Genomic DNA, 17,822 nt, shown 5'->3' on the forward strand with positions numbered 1-17,822 from the left:
GATTGATTTATATTTGCCGTTAACCAGAGAAATAGAGGAGAGAACTATGAAAAAAGCAGAAAAATTATTAGGATCAGAGATTGTCGTACGCTGTCTCGAAGAATTGGGAGTTGAACATGTTTTCTCTTTCCCGGGCGGCGTTGTCATACCACTTTTTGATGCTTTCTACCGGATGGATCATAAAATTGCTCAGATCGAGCCATGTCATGAACAAAATGGTGTTCATGCGGCTGACGGCTATGCCCGTGTCAGCGGCAAGGTGGGTGTTGCGATTACGACATCTGGTCCGGGAGCCACCAATGCCATTACCGGAATTGCCAATGCTTATCTGGACTCTGTGCCTTTGGTTGTTTTTACCGGACAAGTGGCACAATCCTTGTTAGGAAAGGATTCTTTTCAGGAAATTGATATTGTCAGCGTAACGATGCAGATTACAAAGCACAGCTTTCAGGTAAGAGATGTCTCCATGCTGGCGCCATCCATTTACGAGGCATTTAACATTGCATCTACAGGACGGCCGGGTCCTGTCGTCATTGATATCCCAAAAGATATCTTTATGACTGAAACAGAGTATGTTCCTCTGAGCGATGAGCGGAAGCCTGTAAACTATTTTCCAACGCCGAGCCGCGACGCGCTGGTTCGTTCCGCGGAGTTTATTAACCGTGCTGAACGGCCAATGATCTATGCCGGCGGCGGTGTTTTAAAATCTGGCGCAAGCGAAGAGCTGGTCGCTTTTGCGGAAAAAGCTGGGATTCCTGTTGCTAATTCCCTGATGGGCCTGGGCTGTATCCCGAGAGATAATCCGCTTTCACTGGGCTTTGTCGGAATGCATGGTTCTCAGGAGTGCAACTTAGCGGTGATCAATTGTGATACCCTGATCGCCATAGGTGCCCGTTTCAGTGACCGTGTAACCGGTAATATTAATGAATTTATGCGGGATAAAAAAATTATTCACATTGATATTGACCCGACAGAGTTTGAAAAGAATATTCAGGTTAATGTTCATATTCAGGCTAATATCAAGGATGTGCTGCCAGCGCTCTCTAAGCTGGTGGAAGAGAAGAAGCATCCTGAATGGTATAAACAGATCGCGGAATGGCCGCTGCCTGAACGGCCTAAAAATGAATACAATCCTAAAAATATGCTGGAGCATATCAACGATGTTTTCAAGGACGCTTATGTTGTAACCGAGGTTGGCCAGCATCAGATGTGGGTTGGCCAGTATTGGAAATTTAAATTCCCAGGCCAATATGTTACCTCCGGCGGGCTTGGCACCATGGGCTTTGGCTTAGGCGCTGCGGTGGGTGTTCAGCTTGCTAAACCGGATAAAGATGTTATCCTGGTTGCAGGCGATGGAAGCTTCCGTATGAATTGTCAGGAGCTTATTACGGTGAAGCGTTATAACCTGCCCATCAAGATATTCCTCTTTGATAACCAGACGCTTGGCATGGTGCGTCAATGGCAGAAGCTTTTCAATGAAAAACGTTATGCCCAGACCGATTTAGATCAGGGAACTACGGACTATCTTCAGCTGGCGGCTGCCAGCGGCATCAAGGGCTTTGAGGTTAACAGCCTTGAAGAGCTGGATGATGCGCTTGAAAAGATCAAAGATATGAAGGAGCCGGTGCTTGTTCATTGCAATATTTCCAAGGAAGAGGGTGTATACCCGATGGTTCCGGCTGGAAAACCAATTGATGAAATTTATTATGAATAATCGGAAAAAGCCTCATTCTTTAATGAGGCTTTTTTTTAAATGGAAAAATATGAGAATATTTCGTTGTTTGTTTATAAAAAGTAAAAATGGGTATATAATAGAATTGACAAAGACTGTTTTTTAAATTAAAATTATTCTAAAATGTTTTATTATTGAGAGTAGAAAATTAAAAGAAAGTGGTGAATACTTTGAAAAAATGGAGATGTACGGTCTGCGGTTATATTCATGAAGGGGATACACCGCCCGCGGAGTGCCCGATCTGCGGTGTGGGACCGGATAAATTTGAATTAATTGAAGAAGAAAAGCCTAAAAGATGGCGCTGCACAGTCTGTAATTATATTCATGAAGGGGATACACCGCCGGAAAAATGCCCGATCTGTGGCGTGGGACCGGATAAATTTGTGCTGGTAGAGGATGAGCCCGAGGATGGTCTTTCTAAAGAAGAAAAGGATAAGCTGCAAAGCCTGCTGTTTAATGTCAGCTATGGATTATATATCATTTCTTCAAAGGATGGGGACAAAATTAACGGCATGACCTCGAACAGCTTCATTCAGATTACGGACACGCCGCTGCGCGGCAGTGTGTGCATTAACAAAGGAACCCGCACAGCTGAAATGATCGAAAAATCCGGTGTGTTTGGCGTTTCGGTCCTTGGCCAGAATAACCATGATCTGGTAACGCATTTTGGTTTTCAGAGTGGTCACACCGTAGATAAATTTAAAGATGTTTCTTATATTACAGGTGAAAAAACAGGGTGTCCTGGCCTGCCAAATACCTTATGCTTTATTGAGCTGGAGGTAGAAAAAACGGTTGACCTTGGAACACACAATATGTTTATCGGCAAAGTTGTCGGCGGCGAAGCTTTTCACAAGTCAGAGCCTATGACCTATGCGTATTACCGGGCAACGCGGTAAGAAAATTATAAATCTGTCATGATGACGGATTCAATCTGCCAAAGAAGTGGCGCAGGCCGAGACTGCGCCCTTTATCCAGATAAGAAAAAGGGTCCAAGCGCTGCGGTAAACGGTCGGGAATCACGCCTTTTTACCAGAAATGCCGGACACTGGGGAGATTAAGCGTCTTTTTTATTGAAGAAAATACAGGTGTAAATGCAGTGCCCGCAGGACACCTTTTTCTTCCTTCGGTAAAAGGCTCCATCTCTTGAGGTTTTTGATATGCTGAATCCGTCATGATGACGGATTTTTTTTATTTTTCATTTGACATTAAACAGTTTTAAATTTATAATTAGTTTCACATGAAACCATTAACTAGCTTTTACTTAAGAAGAAGAGAGGAAAAAGTATGTCGGAAGAAATGATTAAGAAACAGGATAGTTCGTATTTTGCGACTGAGCGAATCGGAAAGCTTATCGCTAAATTTGCAGTGCCCTGCGTTGTGTCAATGCTTGTCAATGCACTCTATAATATTGTTGACCAGATATTTATTGGGCAGGGGGTAGGATACCTTGGAAACGCCGCCACAAATGTGGCTTTTCCGCTGGTAACCATCTCTCTGGCCATCGCGTTGCTTATCGGTGACGGGTGTGCGGCTTATTTCAGTCTGAAGCTGGGCGAAGGGAAAAATGAGGAAGCCGCCAGAGGTGTGGGAAATACGATTACCATGCTGACGATTGCTGGAATTCTTTTTTTTGTTTTTGGGATGCTCTTGTTAAAACCGATGCTGCATCTGTTTGGTGCAACGGAAACTGTTTTTCCTTATGCTGAAGCCTATACCCGCGTTATCGTTATTGGTCTGCCTTTTGTACTGGTGGGCGCGGGGTTAAATTCAGTTGTTCGTGCAGACGGAAGTCCGCGTTTTTCGATGGCTGCTATGATTGTAGGCGCTATTATCAACACTATTCTGGACCCGGTATTTATTTTTATCTTTGGGTGGGGCGTCTCGGGTGCTGCTTTTGCGACAATTCTTGGACAGATTGCCACCTTTGTCATTACGATGTTTTATCTGGTGCGCTTTAAAAATATTACCTTAAAAAAAGAGTATCTGAAGCTAAAGGGAAAAATTTGCAAGATGGTCTGCTCGCTTGGCATTTCAAGCTGTGTAAACCAGCTGGCAGTTACGGTCGTCGTCATTGTGACCAACAATGTGTTGGCATATTACGGCGCAATGTCTCCATATGGCGCGGAGATCCCTTTATCTGCCATTGGTATTGTCATGAAGGTAAACCAGATTCTGATGTCCATCCTTATTGGAATCGGCGTGGGCTCACAGCCAATCATTGGTTATAATTACGGAGCTCAGAATTACGATCGTGTGAAGAAAACCTTTTTTATGTCTGCGGGAATTGCGACGGTGTTTGCCTGTATCGGATTTGTGCTGTTTCAATTTTGTACACAGGGCATCGTCAATATTTTTGGACAGGAGGACGCATTGTACAATGATTTTGCACTCAGGACCTTTCGTGTTTTTCTGTCAGTCTGCTTTTTAAACGGTTTTCAGATGGTAACCTCGATCTTTTTTCAGGCCATCGGTAAACCGTTAAAGGCTACCTTGATTTCGCTGTCAAGGCAGATTCTTTTTCTGATACCGCTGTTTATCATTCTTCCCGCCTTTACGGGTGTCACCGGCGCCCTATATGCAGGGCCGATTGCAGATGCCATGGCATTTTTGTTAGCCTTGATTTTAGTCATGTTTGAAATGAAACACTTGAATTTATTGGCAAAAACAGGTAAACTAGAATTAGAAATCAATGAATAAAGGGGGAAGCTGACATGAGTGAACGTATTATTATAACCATTGCCCGTCAGTTTGGCAGCGGAGGAAGAAACATTGGTAAGAAACTGGCAAAAGCACTGGAGATTCCGTTTTATGATCAGGAGCTTATTGATGAAGGCGCTAAGGAAAGCGGTATTAATCCGGAAATGGTTAAGGATCTGGAAGAAACTCCAACCAACTCCCTGTTGTATTCCATTGCCACCAGTTCATTCTTTGGTGCCGGGCATTTTTCACCAACCGTTGAGCTGCCAATGACCGACCGTTTGTTTTTGGCCCAGTCTGATGTGATTCGTAAATTTGCAGCCGAAGGCTCCTGTGTCATCGTGGGACGCTGCGCAAATTATGTTCTCAGGGATGATGAGGATACTGTGGATGTCTTTATTCATCGCGATTTTGAGGAGCGGGTTAATCAGGTATCTAAAATCTATGATTTAAATCTGAAGAAGGCTGAGGAGACGGTTAAAAAGATTGACAAAAGAAGAAGCAACTACTACAGCTATTATTCTGACAAAAAATGGGGACAGGCAGATAACTATGACCTGTGCCTGAACAGCGGTGCTTTAGGTGAAGACAGCTGTGTGGATATTATTAAGGCTTTTATTGAAAAACGAAATATACGAAAAAAAGCAAGAGGTTAAAAATCTTGCAGCCCATTGGAGATTTCCAATGGGCTTTTTTGTTTTTTGGGTATAAAGGAAATATGGTGTCAAATCAAAAAAGTTTTATGAAAACGTGACATTTTTGAGCCTTAACCTGTTCGTAATACGCTCTTAACATGGGTTCGCTATAATTGAAGAGTCCTGAACAGAAAAACAAGATTTTGATCAGATAAGAAAAACGAAGATTTAAGGCAAAATACCGCGCGTGATAAACCGGAGTGTAAGTGGTGCGATTTAACCTGATTTTAACATTGGCTTAACATTCTCTGCACGAATCCGGCGGCTTTCTTTGATATGATTACCGTAATGTTAAATTTAGGTTAATCATGAAGGAGAATGAATAATGAAAAGATCTTTGTCTTGGATGGCGGCATTGACAGTGCTGGTTCTGCTGTCTTTTTCGCTTTCTGGCTGCGGTAATGAGGTGACGCCCTCTTATTCAAGTGAAATTTCAGGAGAAATAAATGGAGGGGGCTCCACCTCTGTTCAAAAAATTATAGACGCTGAGGGCGCGGAATTTGGAGCGTTGCATCCGGCAGTAAAATTTACCTATAGCGGCACAGGCTCTTCCGATGGCATTAAAAACGCGGCAAATGGCACGTATTCTTTTGGATGCGCGTCCAGAGAGCTCAAGGAGTCTGAAAAGACAGATCTGACTGAATTGATATTTGCCTATGACGGTATTGCGGTAATCGTCAATGACGAGAACCCTGTAAAAGATCTGACAAAAGATCAGATTAAGGCGATTTATACCGGAAAGATTACAAACTGGAAGGAAGTCGGCGGTGAAGACCGCCCTATAGCGGTGGTGTCGAGAGAAGACGGCGCCGGAACACGAACCGCGGTGGAAGAGCTTCTGGATTTTACAGAACAGCTGAAGCCCAGCGCTACAGTCAAGGAAGGCAACGGAAATGTTCAGTCCACAGTCTCAGCAAATCCCAATGCCATCGGCTATGTGTCCATTACCTTTGTGGACCGGTCCGTCAAACCGCTCAGGGTAGACGGGGTGGAGGCGACCATGGAAAATGTGCTGAATGAAAGCTATGCCTTGTCACGGCCATTTTTAGCGCTTTATAATGAAAAAAACCTCACACCGCAGACCAGAGCTTTTCTTGATTTTATTATGACAGACGAGGGACAGACGATTGTAGAAAAAAATGGTGGAATCAGCGTAAGATAGGGTTCTGCTTTTAAAATAAAATTCTTTAAGAAAGTGAGATCATTTACTTGGAAGAAAAGAAACAAACCAAAGTAGGCGAGAAAGTTGTTGAAAAGATTTTTTTACTTTGCGCCCTTGTATCGATCATCAGCGTCGTTACCATTACCATCTATGTGTTTGTCAACGGGCTGGAGCCTTTTGTTAACGGCTCTTATTCCTTCTGGAAGTTCATTTCAGGGACAGAATGGCGGCCGGGATCAGACATGTATGGTATTTTTTACATGATTGTCGGCTCAGTTTACGCGACCCTGGGGGCCATTGCCATTGGCGTTCCCATCGCACTGTTGACAGCTGTGTTTATCTCCGAGCTGGCAGGCACACGGATTGGAAAAATAGTCCGGTTTGCCGTTGAACTGCTGGCCGGTATTCCCTCAGTGTTGTACGGTGTTTTTGGTCTTGGGATCATTGTGCCCTATGTACTTAAAATTTCGCCTATGGCCCAGGGCGAATCCCTTTTAGCGACGATCATTGTCTTGGCAGTCATGATCCTGCCGACAGTGGTCAGTATCTCTGAAACCTCCATATCCGCAGTTCCAGACGCATACCGCGAGGGCTCCCTGGCCCTGGGCGCTTCTAAGATCCAGACCATCTTCAAGGTGATTATCCCAGCGGCCAGATCGGGTATTATCACAGGTATTATTTTGGGGATTGGCCGGGCGATTGGTGAGACCATGGCGGTTATGCTGGTATGCGGTAATCCTATCGCTGGCATTCCCACCAGTATTTTTGACCAGATCCGGCCATTAACCACCAATATCGCCCTTGAAATGGGCTATGCTTCTGGGGTACATCAGCAGCTTCTGTTCTCTACAGGTGTGGTTCTGTTTGTATTTATTATGATCATCAATTTTATCGTTAATAAATTTGTCGAATCAAAAATTGGAGGCTGAGGAGCATGAGCAGAAAAGTAAAAGACAATTGCGTAAAAGGAATTATTTACGCTGCCACAGCCATTACTCTTGGTATTTTATTATTTATCATTGGTTTTATCTTTGTAAAAGGGATTGGCATGGTGGACTGGAACTTTATCACCCGAGATTTTAACGATAAGGTCGGCTATCAGATGGCGGAAAAGAAAGAGGTTCCCCTCTCGATCAATGAGGCGGATCTTTTGTCAAAATCGGATTACTACAAAAAATATGAAACGCCGGATGGCGAGCCGCTTTATATCGAGTCCTTAGGGGCGGCCATTATGAAGGTCGACTATTCAAAGAGAAACGAACAGCACAAGCAGGTGATTTTCAGTTATATCGAAAAAGATTCGAGCTTAAACGCCACGAAGGACACAACCGGCAAAGGCACAGCGGTCAAAACAGACTATGTACTGGAAAGCGTGGATGGCGCTGACGTGGCAGATTTATCGCTGCAGGAAATTGCCCAGCTGGTCGATGATGGCGGCAGTACGCTCAAGCTGAAGGTGGTCAACCCTGGCGGTGGCATTTTCAGCAATATTATCACAACACTGTATATGGTGTTTCTGTCACTGATCATTGCGCTGCCAATCGGTATTTTGGCGGCCATATACATGACTGAATACGCCAAGCCCGGCAGACTGGTCAACGCGATCCGGTTTGCCACAGAGTGTCTCTCAGGTATTCCGTCGATTATTTTTGGTCTCTTTGGGATGGCGTTTTTCGTTGTCGCCCTGAAATTTCAGATATCTTTACTGTCAGGCAGTTTAACAGTGGCGATTATTCTGCTTCCGGTTATTATAAGAAGCACAGAAGAAGCCCTTAAGACTGTTCCGGTCAGTTATCGTGAAGGCTCCCTGGCCCTTGGCGCGACGAAGCTTCAGACGGTGTTTAAGGTCGTGCTGCCCTCAGCGGTTCCTGGTATTGTGACCGCGGTGCTCCTGAGTATTGGCCGGGTAATTGGCGAATCGGCAGCGCTGCTGCTGACGGCAGGGACCGTTGCGCAGATCCCAGGAACGCTGTTTTCACCGGGAAGCACACTGACGGTTCAGGCTTACTATGTGGCTAAGGAAGAGGGAAACATTGAGCTGGCCTGTGCCATTGGCATTGTCATTGTATTGATCGTTATTGTATTGAATATTTTATCGAGGCTGGCAGCGGACAAGCTGGATGTTGCCCATAAAAAATAGACGAGGTTAAAATGGATAAGAAGAAAAAATTTGATGTGAAGGATCTGGATTTATATTACGGCGATTTTCAGGCCCTGAAGAAGATCAATATTGATATTTATGAGAATGAAGTAACCGCTTTTATCGGTCCTTCTGGCTGTGGTAAATCTACATTTTTGCGCTGCCTGAACCGTATGAACGATTTAATCGACTCTGTCCGTATTGAAGGGACGCTGAATTTTGACGGCAAAAATATTTATGAAAAAGATACGGATGTTATTCAGCTCAGAACAAAGGTGGGCATGGTTTTTCAAAAGCCTAACCCGTTCCCGATGAGTATTTATGACAATATCGCCTATGGACCAAAATGCCAGGGCTTGAAAGATAAGAAGAAACTTGATAAAATTGTCCATGACAGCCTGGTGGGGGCGGCGCTGTGGGATGAAGTCAGCGACCGTCTGGGCAAATCGGCTCTTGGCCTTTCCGGCGGACAACAGCAGCGTCTCTGCATTGCCCGAACCATCGCCATGCAGCCGGAGGTTATTCTGATGGATGAGCCAACCTCTGCCCTTGATCCCATCGCTACTTCAAAAATTGAGGATCTTATGGAGGAGCTTAAAAAGAATTATACGATTATCATCGTAACACACTCCATGCAGCAGGCAGCCAGAATCTCGGACAGAACGGCATTCTTCCTTATGGGAGAAATCGTTGAGTATAATGAAACTAACACCATTTTTATGAATCCGGGAGATAAACGTACTGAGGATTATATTACCGGACGATTTGGTTGATAAAGGAGCGAATAATGAGAGAAGTTTATAATGAAGAATTAAAAACCATTAAGAATGAAATTCTGCTGATGTCTTCCCAGGCAGAACGGATGCTGTCCGATTCAATTACAGCGCTGGAAGAACAAAATGTAAAGCTGGCCAGGAGTGTCATCAGCCGAGATGATATCGTGGATTTGAAGGAAATTCAGCTTCAGCAGATCGTCAGCGAGGTTATTGCAAGACAGCAGCCGGTTGCGGGAGATTTGAGAAGGCTTTCTTCAACCTATAAGATTATTACAAACCTTGAGAGAATCGCGGATTTAGCGGTTAATATCTGCCAAAAGGTGATCTGTCTGCGCAAGGAGGAATACTACAAAAAGCTCGATAATATTCCACAGATGGCGAAGATGGTGGAAGACCAGCTGAAAATGTGCATACAGGCTTATATCGATGAGGATATCAGTAAAATGGACGATGTGGTCCGATATGAGGATGAAATTGACCGTTTGAACAATACCCTGCACAGTGACTGTATTGCAGAAATCAACAAAAATCCAGAGATGGCGCTCCAGGCCATGAGTTTTTCCTTTATTGGAAGTCATTTGGAGAGAATTGGCGATCACGCCACCAATATTTTTGAAACAGTATATTTCATTGTGACCGGAAATTACATGGATTTTAATGATTTAAACACAATTCCTGAAGACGAGTAAGTCGTAGCTTATATTTTTGACCAGAGTAGCTTTTTACTCTGGTCTTTATCTTTTTATTGCGAAATAATCAATGATTCTTGACGCGGCGAATCGTGCCTGTTATAATGAGACATAGTCTATAGTGATTTTAATTTAATAACGTTTTTAAAACGTAAAAAGGGCAAATCTGTTGAAAGGCAGAGACGCAAAACTAAAGGGCCTAAAACCGGTAACCGGTAATGGCAGCCAGCTGCTACGGAAATCCATCCTCATCGATGGACACTGCCCGGCTGCGCCCTTTCGCAGTCGTTTTTTGTTTGTACGAGCATAATAAGATGAGCGGCAAAAGACTGGGAGTATTTATATAAGAGAAGGAAAGGAAAAAAACATGAAAAAATGGTTAGCTTGTTTTATGTCAGTTGTTATGCTGTTTGCGAGCTTTCCGGTATCTATTCTGGCGGAGGAAGCGGGACAGGAGCCTTCAGCCCAAATAACAGAGAATAATACCGTGACAGAAAATCAGGAAGTGGACAAAACCGCGGAAAGTGTGGAGGAGGCATCTTCTGAGGCAGTTGAGTCTTCTGAGCCTCAGCCGGAAAAGAAAGAGGCGGGTGCCCTCTATGCAGGAGCGTCTGTTGACCTGGTGGGAAATATCGAGGTGGAAATCCACTTTAGCCAACCAAGAACAAAGCTGTCAGAAACAGCAGTCCTGACGCTGGCAGCCAGCGACGGTACGTCCAAGGAAATCCCTTTAAAGGATGTCGTCAGCGAAAAGGCCACAACGGATTTTGGCAGCAGGAGTATCCAGTATAAGACACTGCTTTTTGACAGAGATTCTAATGAGATGGACAGCAGCAGCGTTCTTTACAACGAGCAAAAGCCCGATGCAAAGATTTATTTTGCCAATGTCAATTTTTACAGTCTGCCGATTGGCGACTACACTGTCACCGTCTCTGACAAGGGAGTAGTGCCAGCTCAGGCGCAGGTAAGTCTCCAGGGAAGCTCCAAACGTGTCGAATTTATGGGCGGTTCAATTTTAACAGGCGATGTCGACCAAAACGGCAGCATTGACGATGCCGATTACGATGCGGTTATGAAAAGCCTTGGTTCTTCTGAAGCGGACTGTGACCTGAATGGAGATGGAACCGTGGATATTGTCGATCTGGTCTATTTACAGGAAAATATGGGTGTGTCCCATGACTCAGGAAAAGTACAGATCAGTGACACCTCCCCGATTGTAGATCCTGACAACGTGGAAATCAAAACAGGTGAAAAGGATCCTGTGACGATAAAAAGCGGGGATATTGCAAAACTTTTCAGTACGGCCTCCGACCAGGCAGGCGCGGTTCAGTTTGCAAGGGAAGATGGAAACACTATTTCGGAGGATACGCCTCTGAGAATTCCGCTTGTAATGAAGGAGCCAGTCATAGCGACAGAGCTTCGCATTGCCCCCAGTGAACTGGGGCTTGAAAATGCGCCAAAGAGGGGAACCATTGAGGTAACCGATGAACTGGACAACATAAAATCTGTGGATTTCGATCTCCAAGGACAGGCGGATTATCTCTTTTTGACAGATGAAGCCTCCCCGTCAACCATTGTTATTGACCTGAAAGGGCAGGTTGCGATTAAAAAGGTTACGATCATTGTAAAAGAAACCAATAAGGCGAGCAGTAATTTGGCGGAAATTTCAAAGGTTGAATTCTTGAATAATACCAAGGATAAAATAGTCGAGCAGGTGACGAGCATCCCGACAAACGTTCAGGTAGCCTCTGGCAATGAAAGTCTGACTGTCAGCTGGGAAGCACAGAGCAATGTAACAGGCTATGAGGTTAAAATGAGTTATACAGACCCCAAAAGCGGTAAGGCAGAGACTGTGCTGACACCTGTGGATGGAACTTCCCTGACGATCAGTGATCTGACCAACTTTGTGGAGTATAAAATTTCGGTTCAGTCTGTTAACCGATCAGAGGGCGGAAACTGGGAAAGCGGCTTCAGCGAGCCTGTAATTGGAATACCTCTGCCAACCTCAGTGCCTGAACAGCCAGAGGGAATCACCCTAAAAGGCGGATACCGCCAGATTACGGTTAACTGGGAAAAACAAAAAAATTCTACTGGATATAATGTCTACTACCGTGAAAAGGGAAACGGTGAATACACCAAGGCTGGAAATTTAGAAAACACCAGCTATGTGATTGAAAACCTTAAGGATCAGGCTGAATATGAAGTTTACCTGACCGGCTATAACGCCATTGGTGAAGGGGCAAGATCATCTGTATATACCTGCACCACAGAATCCATTGAGCCGCCGGTTACATCAAATTATAAGCTGATCAACCGTGCCGGTGAGGTTAACCAGCCCACCGCCCATATTAAGGACGTCACTTATCCTTATTTAAAGGAAAGTGATTATGAACAGGCCTATGATAAATTTGATATTGTGGACAATGACTATACCTCGTATTGGAATTATGGGGGCTGGAATGCCGGCGGCTGGTCAGGCAAGCTTCAGGCGCCGGTCGTAGAATTTGACCAGTCCTATGAAATGAACGATATTGTGCTGGTGCGCGGCGAAGGTGAGCCAAGCACTTATAACGCCTACATGAAAATCCGCTGGTGGGATGAGGCCGGACAGGCACACGATCTGAACATCGGAAAAGACTTTGCGGTTCAGGCGAAAAAGAGCACCAATGGAAAAGAATACTATCGTATCCGCATCAATGAAAAGATTAAACCCGTCAAAATTCAGATGAATCCAGCGCTCTACTGGGCCGGCGCACCCAATGCGCGCTGCCGAATTTCGGAAATAAAATTCTACGCTTACGACAGTCTGGCAGATGAAACAAACGCCCTGTTCATGGATGATTTACATGTGGAACTGAGAGACAGCGTAACCATGGAGATTGTGGATAAGCTTATTGAGCGCGCCAATACTCCAGATACTGTGAGCGGAGAGTTTCATCCAGATAAGGATTCCATTCTTTCAGAGCTCATATTGGCAAAAGCGATTCTGAGTGAAACCAATATTGATGATACGGTTCTTGTAGACCAGAATGTATCAAACGCCAAAAATGGCAATCTGGGCTTTGCCATGGCGCTGAATGATTTTCAGCCGCTGGGCCTGGCCGCAAAAGCGGGCGACACCATCAACGTTTATGTGGGAACAGAAGGAAATGTTCTTCCGCAGCTTGTCTATACCCAATACCATCCTGACGTCAAAACAGGCTGGAGCAAGACCGTTAATTTAAAGAAAGGGAAGAACGAAATTACCCTTGAGCAGATTGGCGGTGAAGACAGTGAACGCGGCGGAGCCCTGTATATCCGTTATCCTAATGCCAGCCCATCCGGTAAGGATATCAAGGTGAGAGTGGCAGGAGCGACAAAGATCCCATACTTGAATTTAACGGGAATCACAGATGAGAATGACGCAAAAACGGCGATCCAGTCCTATATTAAAGAACTGAAAGCTTTTGTCGCCAAAGTGCCGGACATGTATGCCGGTGAAGAATCGAAACATCAATGGGATAAAAAATCCAGCATTTACAACAGCACCGATATTATGACGAACCAGATGCTGCTTTCTGTACCGGCGACAGCTGTGCTCGAAGCCCTTAACGGCAGTGAAAGCGAACAGATTGAGCAGCTCTATCAGAACAGTCTGGCCATGGAACAGCTGATGGACATTACCTATAATTCAAAAGGACTGTCCAGAGATGCGGAGAATGCTAAAGATAAATGGCCTGGCTCCAGAATTAATATCCGTTATACCCGTATGTTTACCGGCGCGTTTATGTATGCCACCGGCCAGCATATCGGCATTGAGTATGGCTCAGTCGGCGGTCTGACACATGGACGGCCACATACGAAACAGGCGGACGGAACCATGGGAGGCGGAAACCTCTATGGCTGGGGAATCGCCCATGAAATCGGACATGTGACCGATGAGGGTGATATGGTCTACGGTGAAACCTCCAACAATATCCTCTCTCAGCTTGTAAAAACCTTTGATGAGAAAGCAGAAGCACGGGCCGATTACCCCGCAATATACCAGAAGGTCACTTCTGGCACAAAGGGCTACGCGAGCAATGTATTTACACAGCTGGGTATGTTTTGGCAGCTGCACCTCGCATATGATGATACCTACAACAATCTCGATGATCCCGACAGCTTCTATGGCCGCCTGTATCAAAATTACCGTAGAAATACGATGAAGACAGACAAAGATAACCTGTTAATCCGTATGGCGAGTGATACAGCCAAAAAGGATTTAACCGCTTATTTTGAAAAGTGGGGGCTGACGCCAAATGAAGAAACCATTGAGTATGTGAGCAAGTATCCCAAAGAGGAACGGGCGATCTATTATCTGAACGATGACGCCAGACACAAACGGATTGAAAGGGCGCCGGCAATGGCTAAGAATACAAAGGTTGAGGCGACTCTGAACCATACCGTGGAAAATGGGAAGGACTCAAAGAAGATTATTTTCAATTTGGGTGTAAACAAAAGTTCCGAAGCGATTTTAGGCTATGAAATTATCCGAAATGGCGAGGTGGTTGGCTTTACAACAGGCAATTCCTACACAGACGTGATCTCCTCAATGAACAACCGTGTGCTGAAATACGAGGTGGTCGCTTACGACAATTACCTGAATAAAACCGAAGCTCTGGCGCTCGAGCCGATCAAAATCCAGCACGACGGAAGCATCGCAAAGACAAAATGGACCATGGATACCGATATGACTTCTGAAGGCGATGAATATATCGAGGATTGTACGGGCTCAGGTCTAAGCCATCCGGCGCTGGCCAAGCTCTATGACAATGATTATGGCAGTATCTATGAAGGAACTAAGACCACAAACAATCCGCAGATTACCATCAATTTGCATGAAAATATGCCTGTTGTCGGCTTTAAATACACAGCAGCGGTAAAAGATGGAGCCTTTGTGGAGAATACCATCAAAAATTATACCATCCAGGTAAGTGAGGATGGTGTGAAATGGCAGGATGCCGCAAAGGGCAGCTTCGCAATGACTACAGAAAAGCCTGAAGCGACCGTTTATTTTAATGAAAAGGACCAGGAGGGTGCGAACCAGCTGATCACCTACCGGGCAGAGTATGTGCGGATAATAGCAAATGGTGCGGCAGGCGTAAGCGCGGCAGAGCTTGATATTATTGGACCTCCGGGAGATAATGTGGAGCTTGAGCAGAGTGGCATAGGACTATTGGAAGAGGATTTCGTCTATGATCCAGACCAGCCGGCCATTAAGGCTGGATCCCTTATTTTTACGGGCAGCTATCGTGGGCATCCGGGCTTTAACGCTGTGCTGCTGAAGGATCAAGACGGCAACAACGTTGTCGGTAAGGATAATGAAGCAGCGAGTATCTTTATGGCCAATATACCGGAAAATGGCAATATCGGTGAAATCAGCCAGGGAACCTGGATTTACTGGATTGATAAGGATCAGCTGGATATGAAGAAGCTTCCGGTGACGGTTAAGGTTGAGCTATACCGAGTCAATAATATGGAAACCAATGAAGGGCAGCGCCTCACCAGTGATACATTTGACGTGAAATTACCCGACAGCCTGCCGAACATCAGGCTGACCGGCGAACAGATACCAGAGGAATAGGAGAGCAGTAATGAAGCAAAATAAAAAACTGAGAAAAATAGGCATTGGCTGTCTTGCAACCCTCATGGCAATCCTTTTTTCAATGCCAGTCCTGGCAGCAGATAACAGCCCTGAGCTGTTGGTCACAAAAGGACAAAATGCGAATCAGGTTAATCTTTCGCTGACAAATCTGGGGGATAAAACCATTAAAGGCTTTTCCCTTGAATTAAAAATTTCCGGTGACGGAGCAGCCTTCACCGGAACAATTCAGGCAGGCAGTGCCCTCAGCACAGAGGACAGCCGTGTGAAAATTATCACAAGAAATGATGGAAAAGAAGCCACGCTGGCCGTTACCCGAAAAGGGCAGCTGCCAGCAGGTAAAATTGACATCGGTACGTTGACGGTTAAGGGAAAAGCAGGTGAAAAATACACCGTTGAAGCCAGCCAGCTTGAAATGGTCGATGTTTCGGATTATCAGAAAAGCAGAGCTGAGCTAATCGGACTGGACAAAGATTCCGACGATAATCTGGTCATCGAACATCAGGATACAGCAGATCCTGATCAAAAGCCGGACACCAGACCAGACAGTCCGGAAAACGGCCAGGGCAATGAGAATCCAGACAGCATCGCAGAAAATAATCTTGCGCCGTCGTCCTCTGCACCTTACGGAGCCGGCAACCCGGCAACCGGTGTCATTACAGACCCGGGTGCCGCGGCTTTTATAACAGCAGGCATACTCATTGTCATGCTGGCAGGGCTGATGGCCTTTAAACGCAAAAGAATCTTATAAAAAATAAAAACAAAAATCCCGCTGATAGATTCAGCGGGATTTCTGTTTTTTGAGAAATTGATTAATCTTTTCAGGCGTTAAAGCTAGAAAAAGGGAGGACGGTATTAATAAATAATACACAGTATTTTAATAAATATTGGGAACTGTTTAAATTGTTTGGGGAAAGGGGTGTTACACACCACCCCTTTTGGCGTTTTAAAATGGCAGATTTTAATCCCAAACAAGTGTCAAATATTGAGCGATGATTAAATTGTTGGAGATGTAGTTTCTGTGTTCATTGAAGTCCAACCATGTACGGGAAGGAGGAGAAATAAAAAATCCTTCTCCGGATACGAAGAAGGATAAAAAATACTAACACAGTACATGGTAGCTCTCAAACCCTCTAAATCGGAGGCACTTAAGAATAAACTCCTATATAGGTCTTCTGGCTTGGTAATATCATCCGGTTTCCCTTCCCATCCGTCAGGACAGTGGATTGAAACGGGCATTTTACCTTACAGCTGCGATTACAGCAAAGGATTTTCACCTTTTTCCCTTGAACATAGGATCATTCAATATTTAACTAATCATATGATACACCAGATATTGTGGTTTGTCAAGGGTGAAAACGAAAGAAGGCTACAATGTTAAAAAAAGGTCAAAAAAGAACGGGCGATACGGCTCAGGGTATGTCCTTTTCGCCAGATCAGGGCTACCTGCGTATTCAGAACTTTGGCGTCAATATTTTTACAGACAGTATTGGCAGAGTCGATGATCCGGCTGGCGGAGCTGGGGATTACCGCAACGCCGATGCCAGCATTGGCCCACATGAGAGATGTCCGGGCATCATCATTTTTGCAGACCGCCTTTGAGGGCAAGCCTGCCGATTCAAAAGCGCCTTCAATCAGAGACTCAAAGCGGCGATAATAGATCAGCGGCTTTTGAGACAGCGCCTGGAGTGTAATAATATCGGAGGCAATACCCTCAAAAAAAGCAGGAGCGCCGACTGCAACCATGGGCTCAGACTCTAAAAAATGCGTTTCAAATCCTTCTGAATGAAAAGGCGTGCGCACAATGCCGAGCTCGATAATGCCGGCATTTAACAGGTCGATGACCTGAAAGGTAGTGCCTTCGTGAAGCTCGAACCGGATATGCGGGTGAAGAGAATGAAAAGCCGGGAGCGCGTCCGACAAAATGATAGCGCCGGAAGAAGAGATGGTGCCGAGGGTGAGCGTGCCCTCCAGGCCGTCGTGAATATCGCGGAGCTCCTGCACGGTCTGTTCTGCCAGTGTGAGCAGGGTACAGGCCTTTTCATACAACACTCTGCCTGCTTCGTTCAGAGTAATTTTTCGGGCGCCGCGCTCCATCAGCGTGACGCCCAGCTCGGATTCCAGCTGTTTGATCTGCTGGCTGAGCGGAGGTTGAGAGAGATTCAGCTTTTTAGCCGCGGCGGAGATTGTTCCCTCCTCCACCACTGTTTTAAAATAAAGCAGCTGTTTGAGATCCATTGGGATTCCTTTCTATTTGTTTTTTGTATAGAAGATATATAAACTAAATATTATTCATATGGTTATTTTT

The 17,822-nt window shown here is 45.2% G+C and carries 12 protein-coding genes and 2 riboswitches; of the genes, 11 read left to right on the forward strand and 1 reads right to left on the reverse strand.

Annotated elements, in window-relative coordinates:
* The first annotated feature begins 46 nt into the window (after positions 1-46).
* From ilvB to FYJ53_RS16815, 11 genes are all read left to right on the forward strand, one after another.
* Positions 47-1,714: a biosynthetic-type acetolactate synthase large subunit gene (gene ilvB / locus FYJ53_RS16765; RefSeq protein ID WP_013381034.1), complete on the forward strand. Its 1,668-nt coding sequence runs from the start codon at positions 47-49 to the stop codon at positions 1,712-1,714.
* A 179-nt stretch (positions 1,715-1,893) separates the two neighbouring features.
* Positions 1,894-2,628, forward strand: a complete 735-nt coding sequence (locus FYJ53_RS16770) for a flavin reductase (protein ID WP_227930331.1) — start codon at positions 1,894-1,896, stop codon at positions 2,626-2,628.
* Positions 2,629-3,016: 388 nt separating this feature from the next.
* Positions 3,017-4,429, forward strand: a complete 1,413-nt coding sequence (locus tag FYJ53_RS16775; RefSeq protein WP_013381030.1) for an MATE family efflux transporter — start codon at positions 3,017-3,019, stop codon at positions 4,427-4,429.
* A gap of 14 nt (positions 4,430-4,443) precedes the next feature.
* On the forward strand, positions 4,444-5,085 hold the full coding sequence (locus FYJ53_RS16780) for an AAA family ATPase (protein ID WP_013381029.1): 642 nt from the start codon (positions 4,444-4,446) through the stop codon (positions 5,083-5,085).
* Between the two features lie 364 nt (positions 5,086-5,449).
* Complete coding sequence (locus FYJ53_RS16785; protein WP_148430099.1) at positions 5,450-6,286, forward strand: phosphate ABC transporter substrate-binding protein; 837 nt, start codon at positions 5,450-5,452, stop codon at positions 6,284-6,286.
* Positions 6,287-6,333: 47 nt separating this feature from the next.
* Positions 6,334-7,215 (forward strand): phosphate ABC transporter permease subunit PstC, encoded by an 882-nt coding sequence (gene pstC, locus FYJ53_RS16790; RefSeq protein ID WP_013381027.1) that lies wholly within the window; start codon positions 6,334-6,336, stop codon positions 7,213-7,215.
* Between the two features lie 5 nt (positions 7,216-7,220).
* Entirely contained in the window at positions 7,221-8,426 is a 1,206-nt protein-coding gene (gene pstA / locus FYJ53_RS21915) for a phosphate ABC transporter permease PstA (protein WP_013381026.1), read from the forward strand.
* Between the two features lie 11 nt (positions 8,427-8,437).
* The gene (gene pstB, locus FYJ53_RS16800; protein ID WP_013381025.1) at positions 8,438-9,199 is read left to right on the forward strand and encodes a phosphate ABC transporter ATP-binding protein PstB; all 762 of its coding nucleotides are present in this window, start codon (positions 8,438-8,440) and stop codon (positions 9,197-9,199) included.
* Between the two features lie 14 nt (positions 9,200-9,213).
* Positions 9,214-9,891 (forward strand): phosphate signaling complex protein PhoU, encoded by a 678-nt coding sequence (gene phoU / locus FYJ53_RS16805; protein ID WP_013381024.1) that lies wholly within the window; start codon positions 9,214-9,216, stop codon positions 9,889-9,891.
* 149 nt (positions 9,892-10,040) lie between these two features.
* Positions 10,041-10,128, forward strand: a riboswitch (cyclic di-GMP riboswitch).
* 130 nt (positions 10,129-10,258) lie between these two features.
* The gene (locus FYJ53_RS16810; protein WP_148430101.1) at positions 10,259-15,496 is read left to right on the forward strand and encodes a fibronectin type III domain-containing protein; all 5,238 of its coding nucleotides are present in this window, start codon (positions 10,259-10,261) and stop codon (positions 15,494-15,496) included.
* A 10-nt stretch (positions 15,497-15,506) separates the two neighbouring features.
* The gene (locus tag FYJ53_RS16815; protein WP_148430103.1) at positions 15,507-16,265 is read left to right on the forward strand and encodes a hypothetical protein; all 759 of its coding nucleotides are present in this window, start codon (positions 15,507-15,509) and stop codon (positions 16,263-16,265) included.
* 396 nt (positions 16,266-16,661) lie between these two features.
* A riboswitch (cobalamin riboswitch) is annotated at positions 16,662-16,840 on the reverse strand.
* 51 nt (positions 16,841-16,891) lie between these two features.
* On the opposite strand, the gene FYJ53_RS16820 is transcribed toward FYJ53_RS16815, so the two are convergent.
* Positions 16,892-17,752, reverse strand: coding sequence for a LysR family transcriptional regulator (locus FYJ53_RS16820; protein ID WP_013381021.1), 861 nt, complete (start codon positions 17,750-17,752; stop codon positions 16,892-16,894).
* Between the last annotated feature and the right edge of the window lie 70 nt (positions 17,753-17,822).

The organism is Eubacterium sp. BL-380-WT-2B, from assembly GCF_009696115.1.
GTDB classification, from domain to species: domain Bacteria; phylum Bacillota; class Clostridia; order Eubacteriales; family Eubacteriaceae; genus Eubacterium; species Eubacterium callanderi.

What these genes read in the sequence shown, in the direction of transcription:
- ilvB (WP_013381034.1), top strand. Translation starts at nt 47, where the DNA reads ATGAAAAAAGCAGAAAAATTATTAGGATCAGAGATTGTCGTACGCTGT.
- FYJ53_RS16775 (WP_013381030.1), top strand. Translation starts at nt 3,017, where the DNA reads ATGTCGGAAGAAATGATTAAGAAACAGGATAGTTCGTATTTTGCGACT.
- FYJ53_RS16780 (WP_013381029.1), top strand. Translation starts at nt 4,444, where the DNA reads ATGAGTGAACGTATTATTATAACCATTGCCCGTCAGTTTGGCAGCGGA.
- FYJ53_RS16785 (WP_148430099.1), top strand. Translation starts at nt 5,450, where the DNA reads ATGAAAAGATCTTTGTCTTGGATGGCGGCATTGACAGTGCTGGTTCTG.
- pstA (WP_013381026.1), top strand. Translation starts at nt 7,221, where the DNA reads ATGAGCAGAAAAGTAAAAGACAATTGCGTAAAAGGAATTATTTACGCT.
- pstB (WP_013381025.1), top strand. Translation starts at nt 8,438, where the DNA reads ATGGATAAGAAGAAAAAATTTGATGTGAAGGATCTGGATTTATATTAC.
- phoU (WP_013381024.1), top strand. Translation starts at nt 9,214, where the DNA reads ATGAGAGAAGTTTATAATGAAGAATTAAAAACCATTAAGAATGAAATT.
- FYJ53_RS16810 (WP_148430101.1), top strand. Translation starts at nt 10,259, where the DNA reads ATGAAAAAATGGTTAGCTTGTTTTATGTCAGTTGTTATGCTGTTTGCG.
- FYJ53_RS16815 (WP_148430103.1), top strand. Translation starts at nt 15,507, where the DNA reads ATGAAGCAAAATAAAAAACTGAGAAAAATAGGCATTGGCTGTCTTGCA.
- FYJ53_RS16820 (WP_013381021.1), bottom strand. Translation starts at nt 17,752, where the DNA reads ATGGATCTCAAACAGCTGCTTTATTTTAAAACAGTGGTGGAGGAGGGA.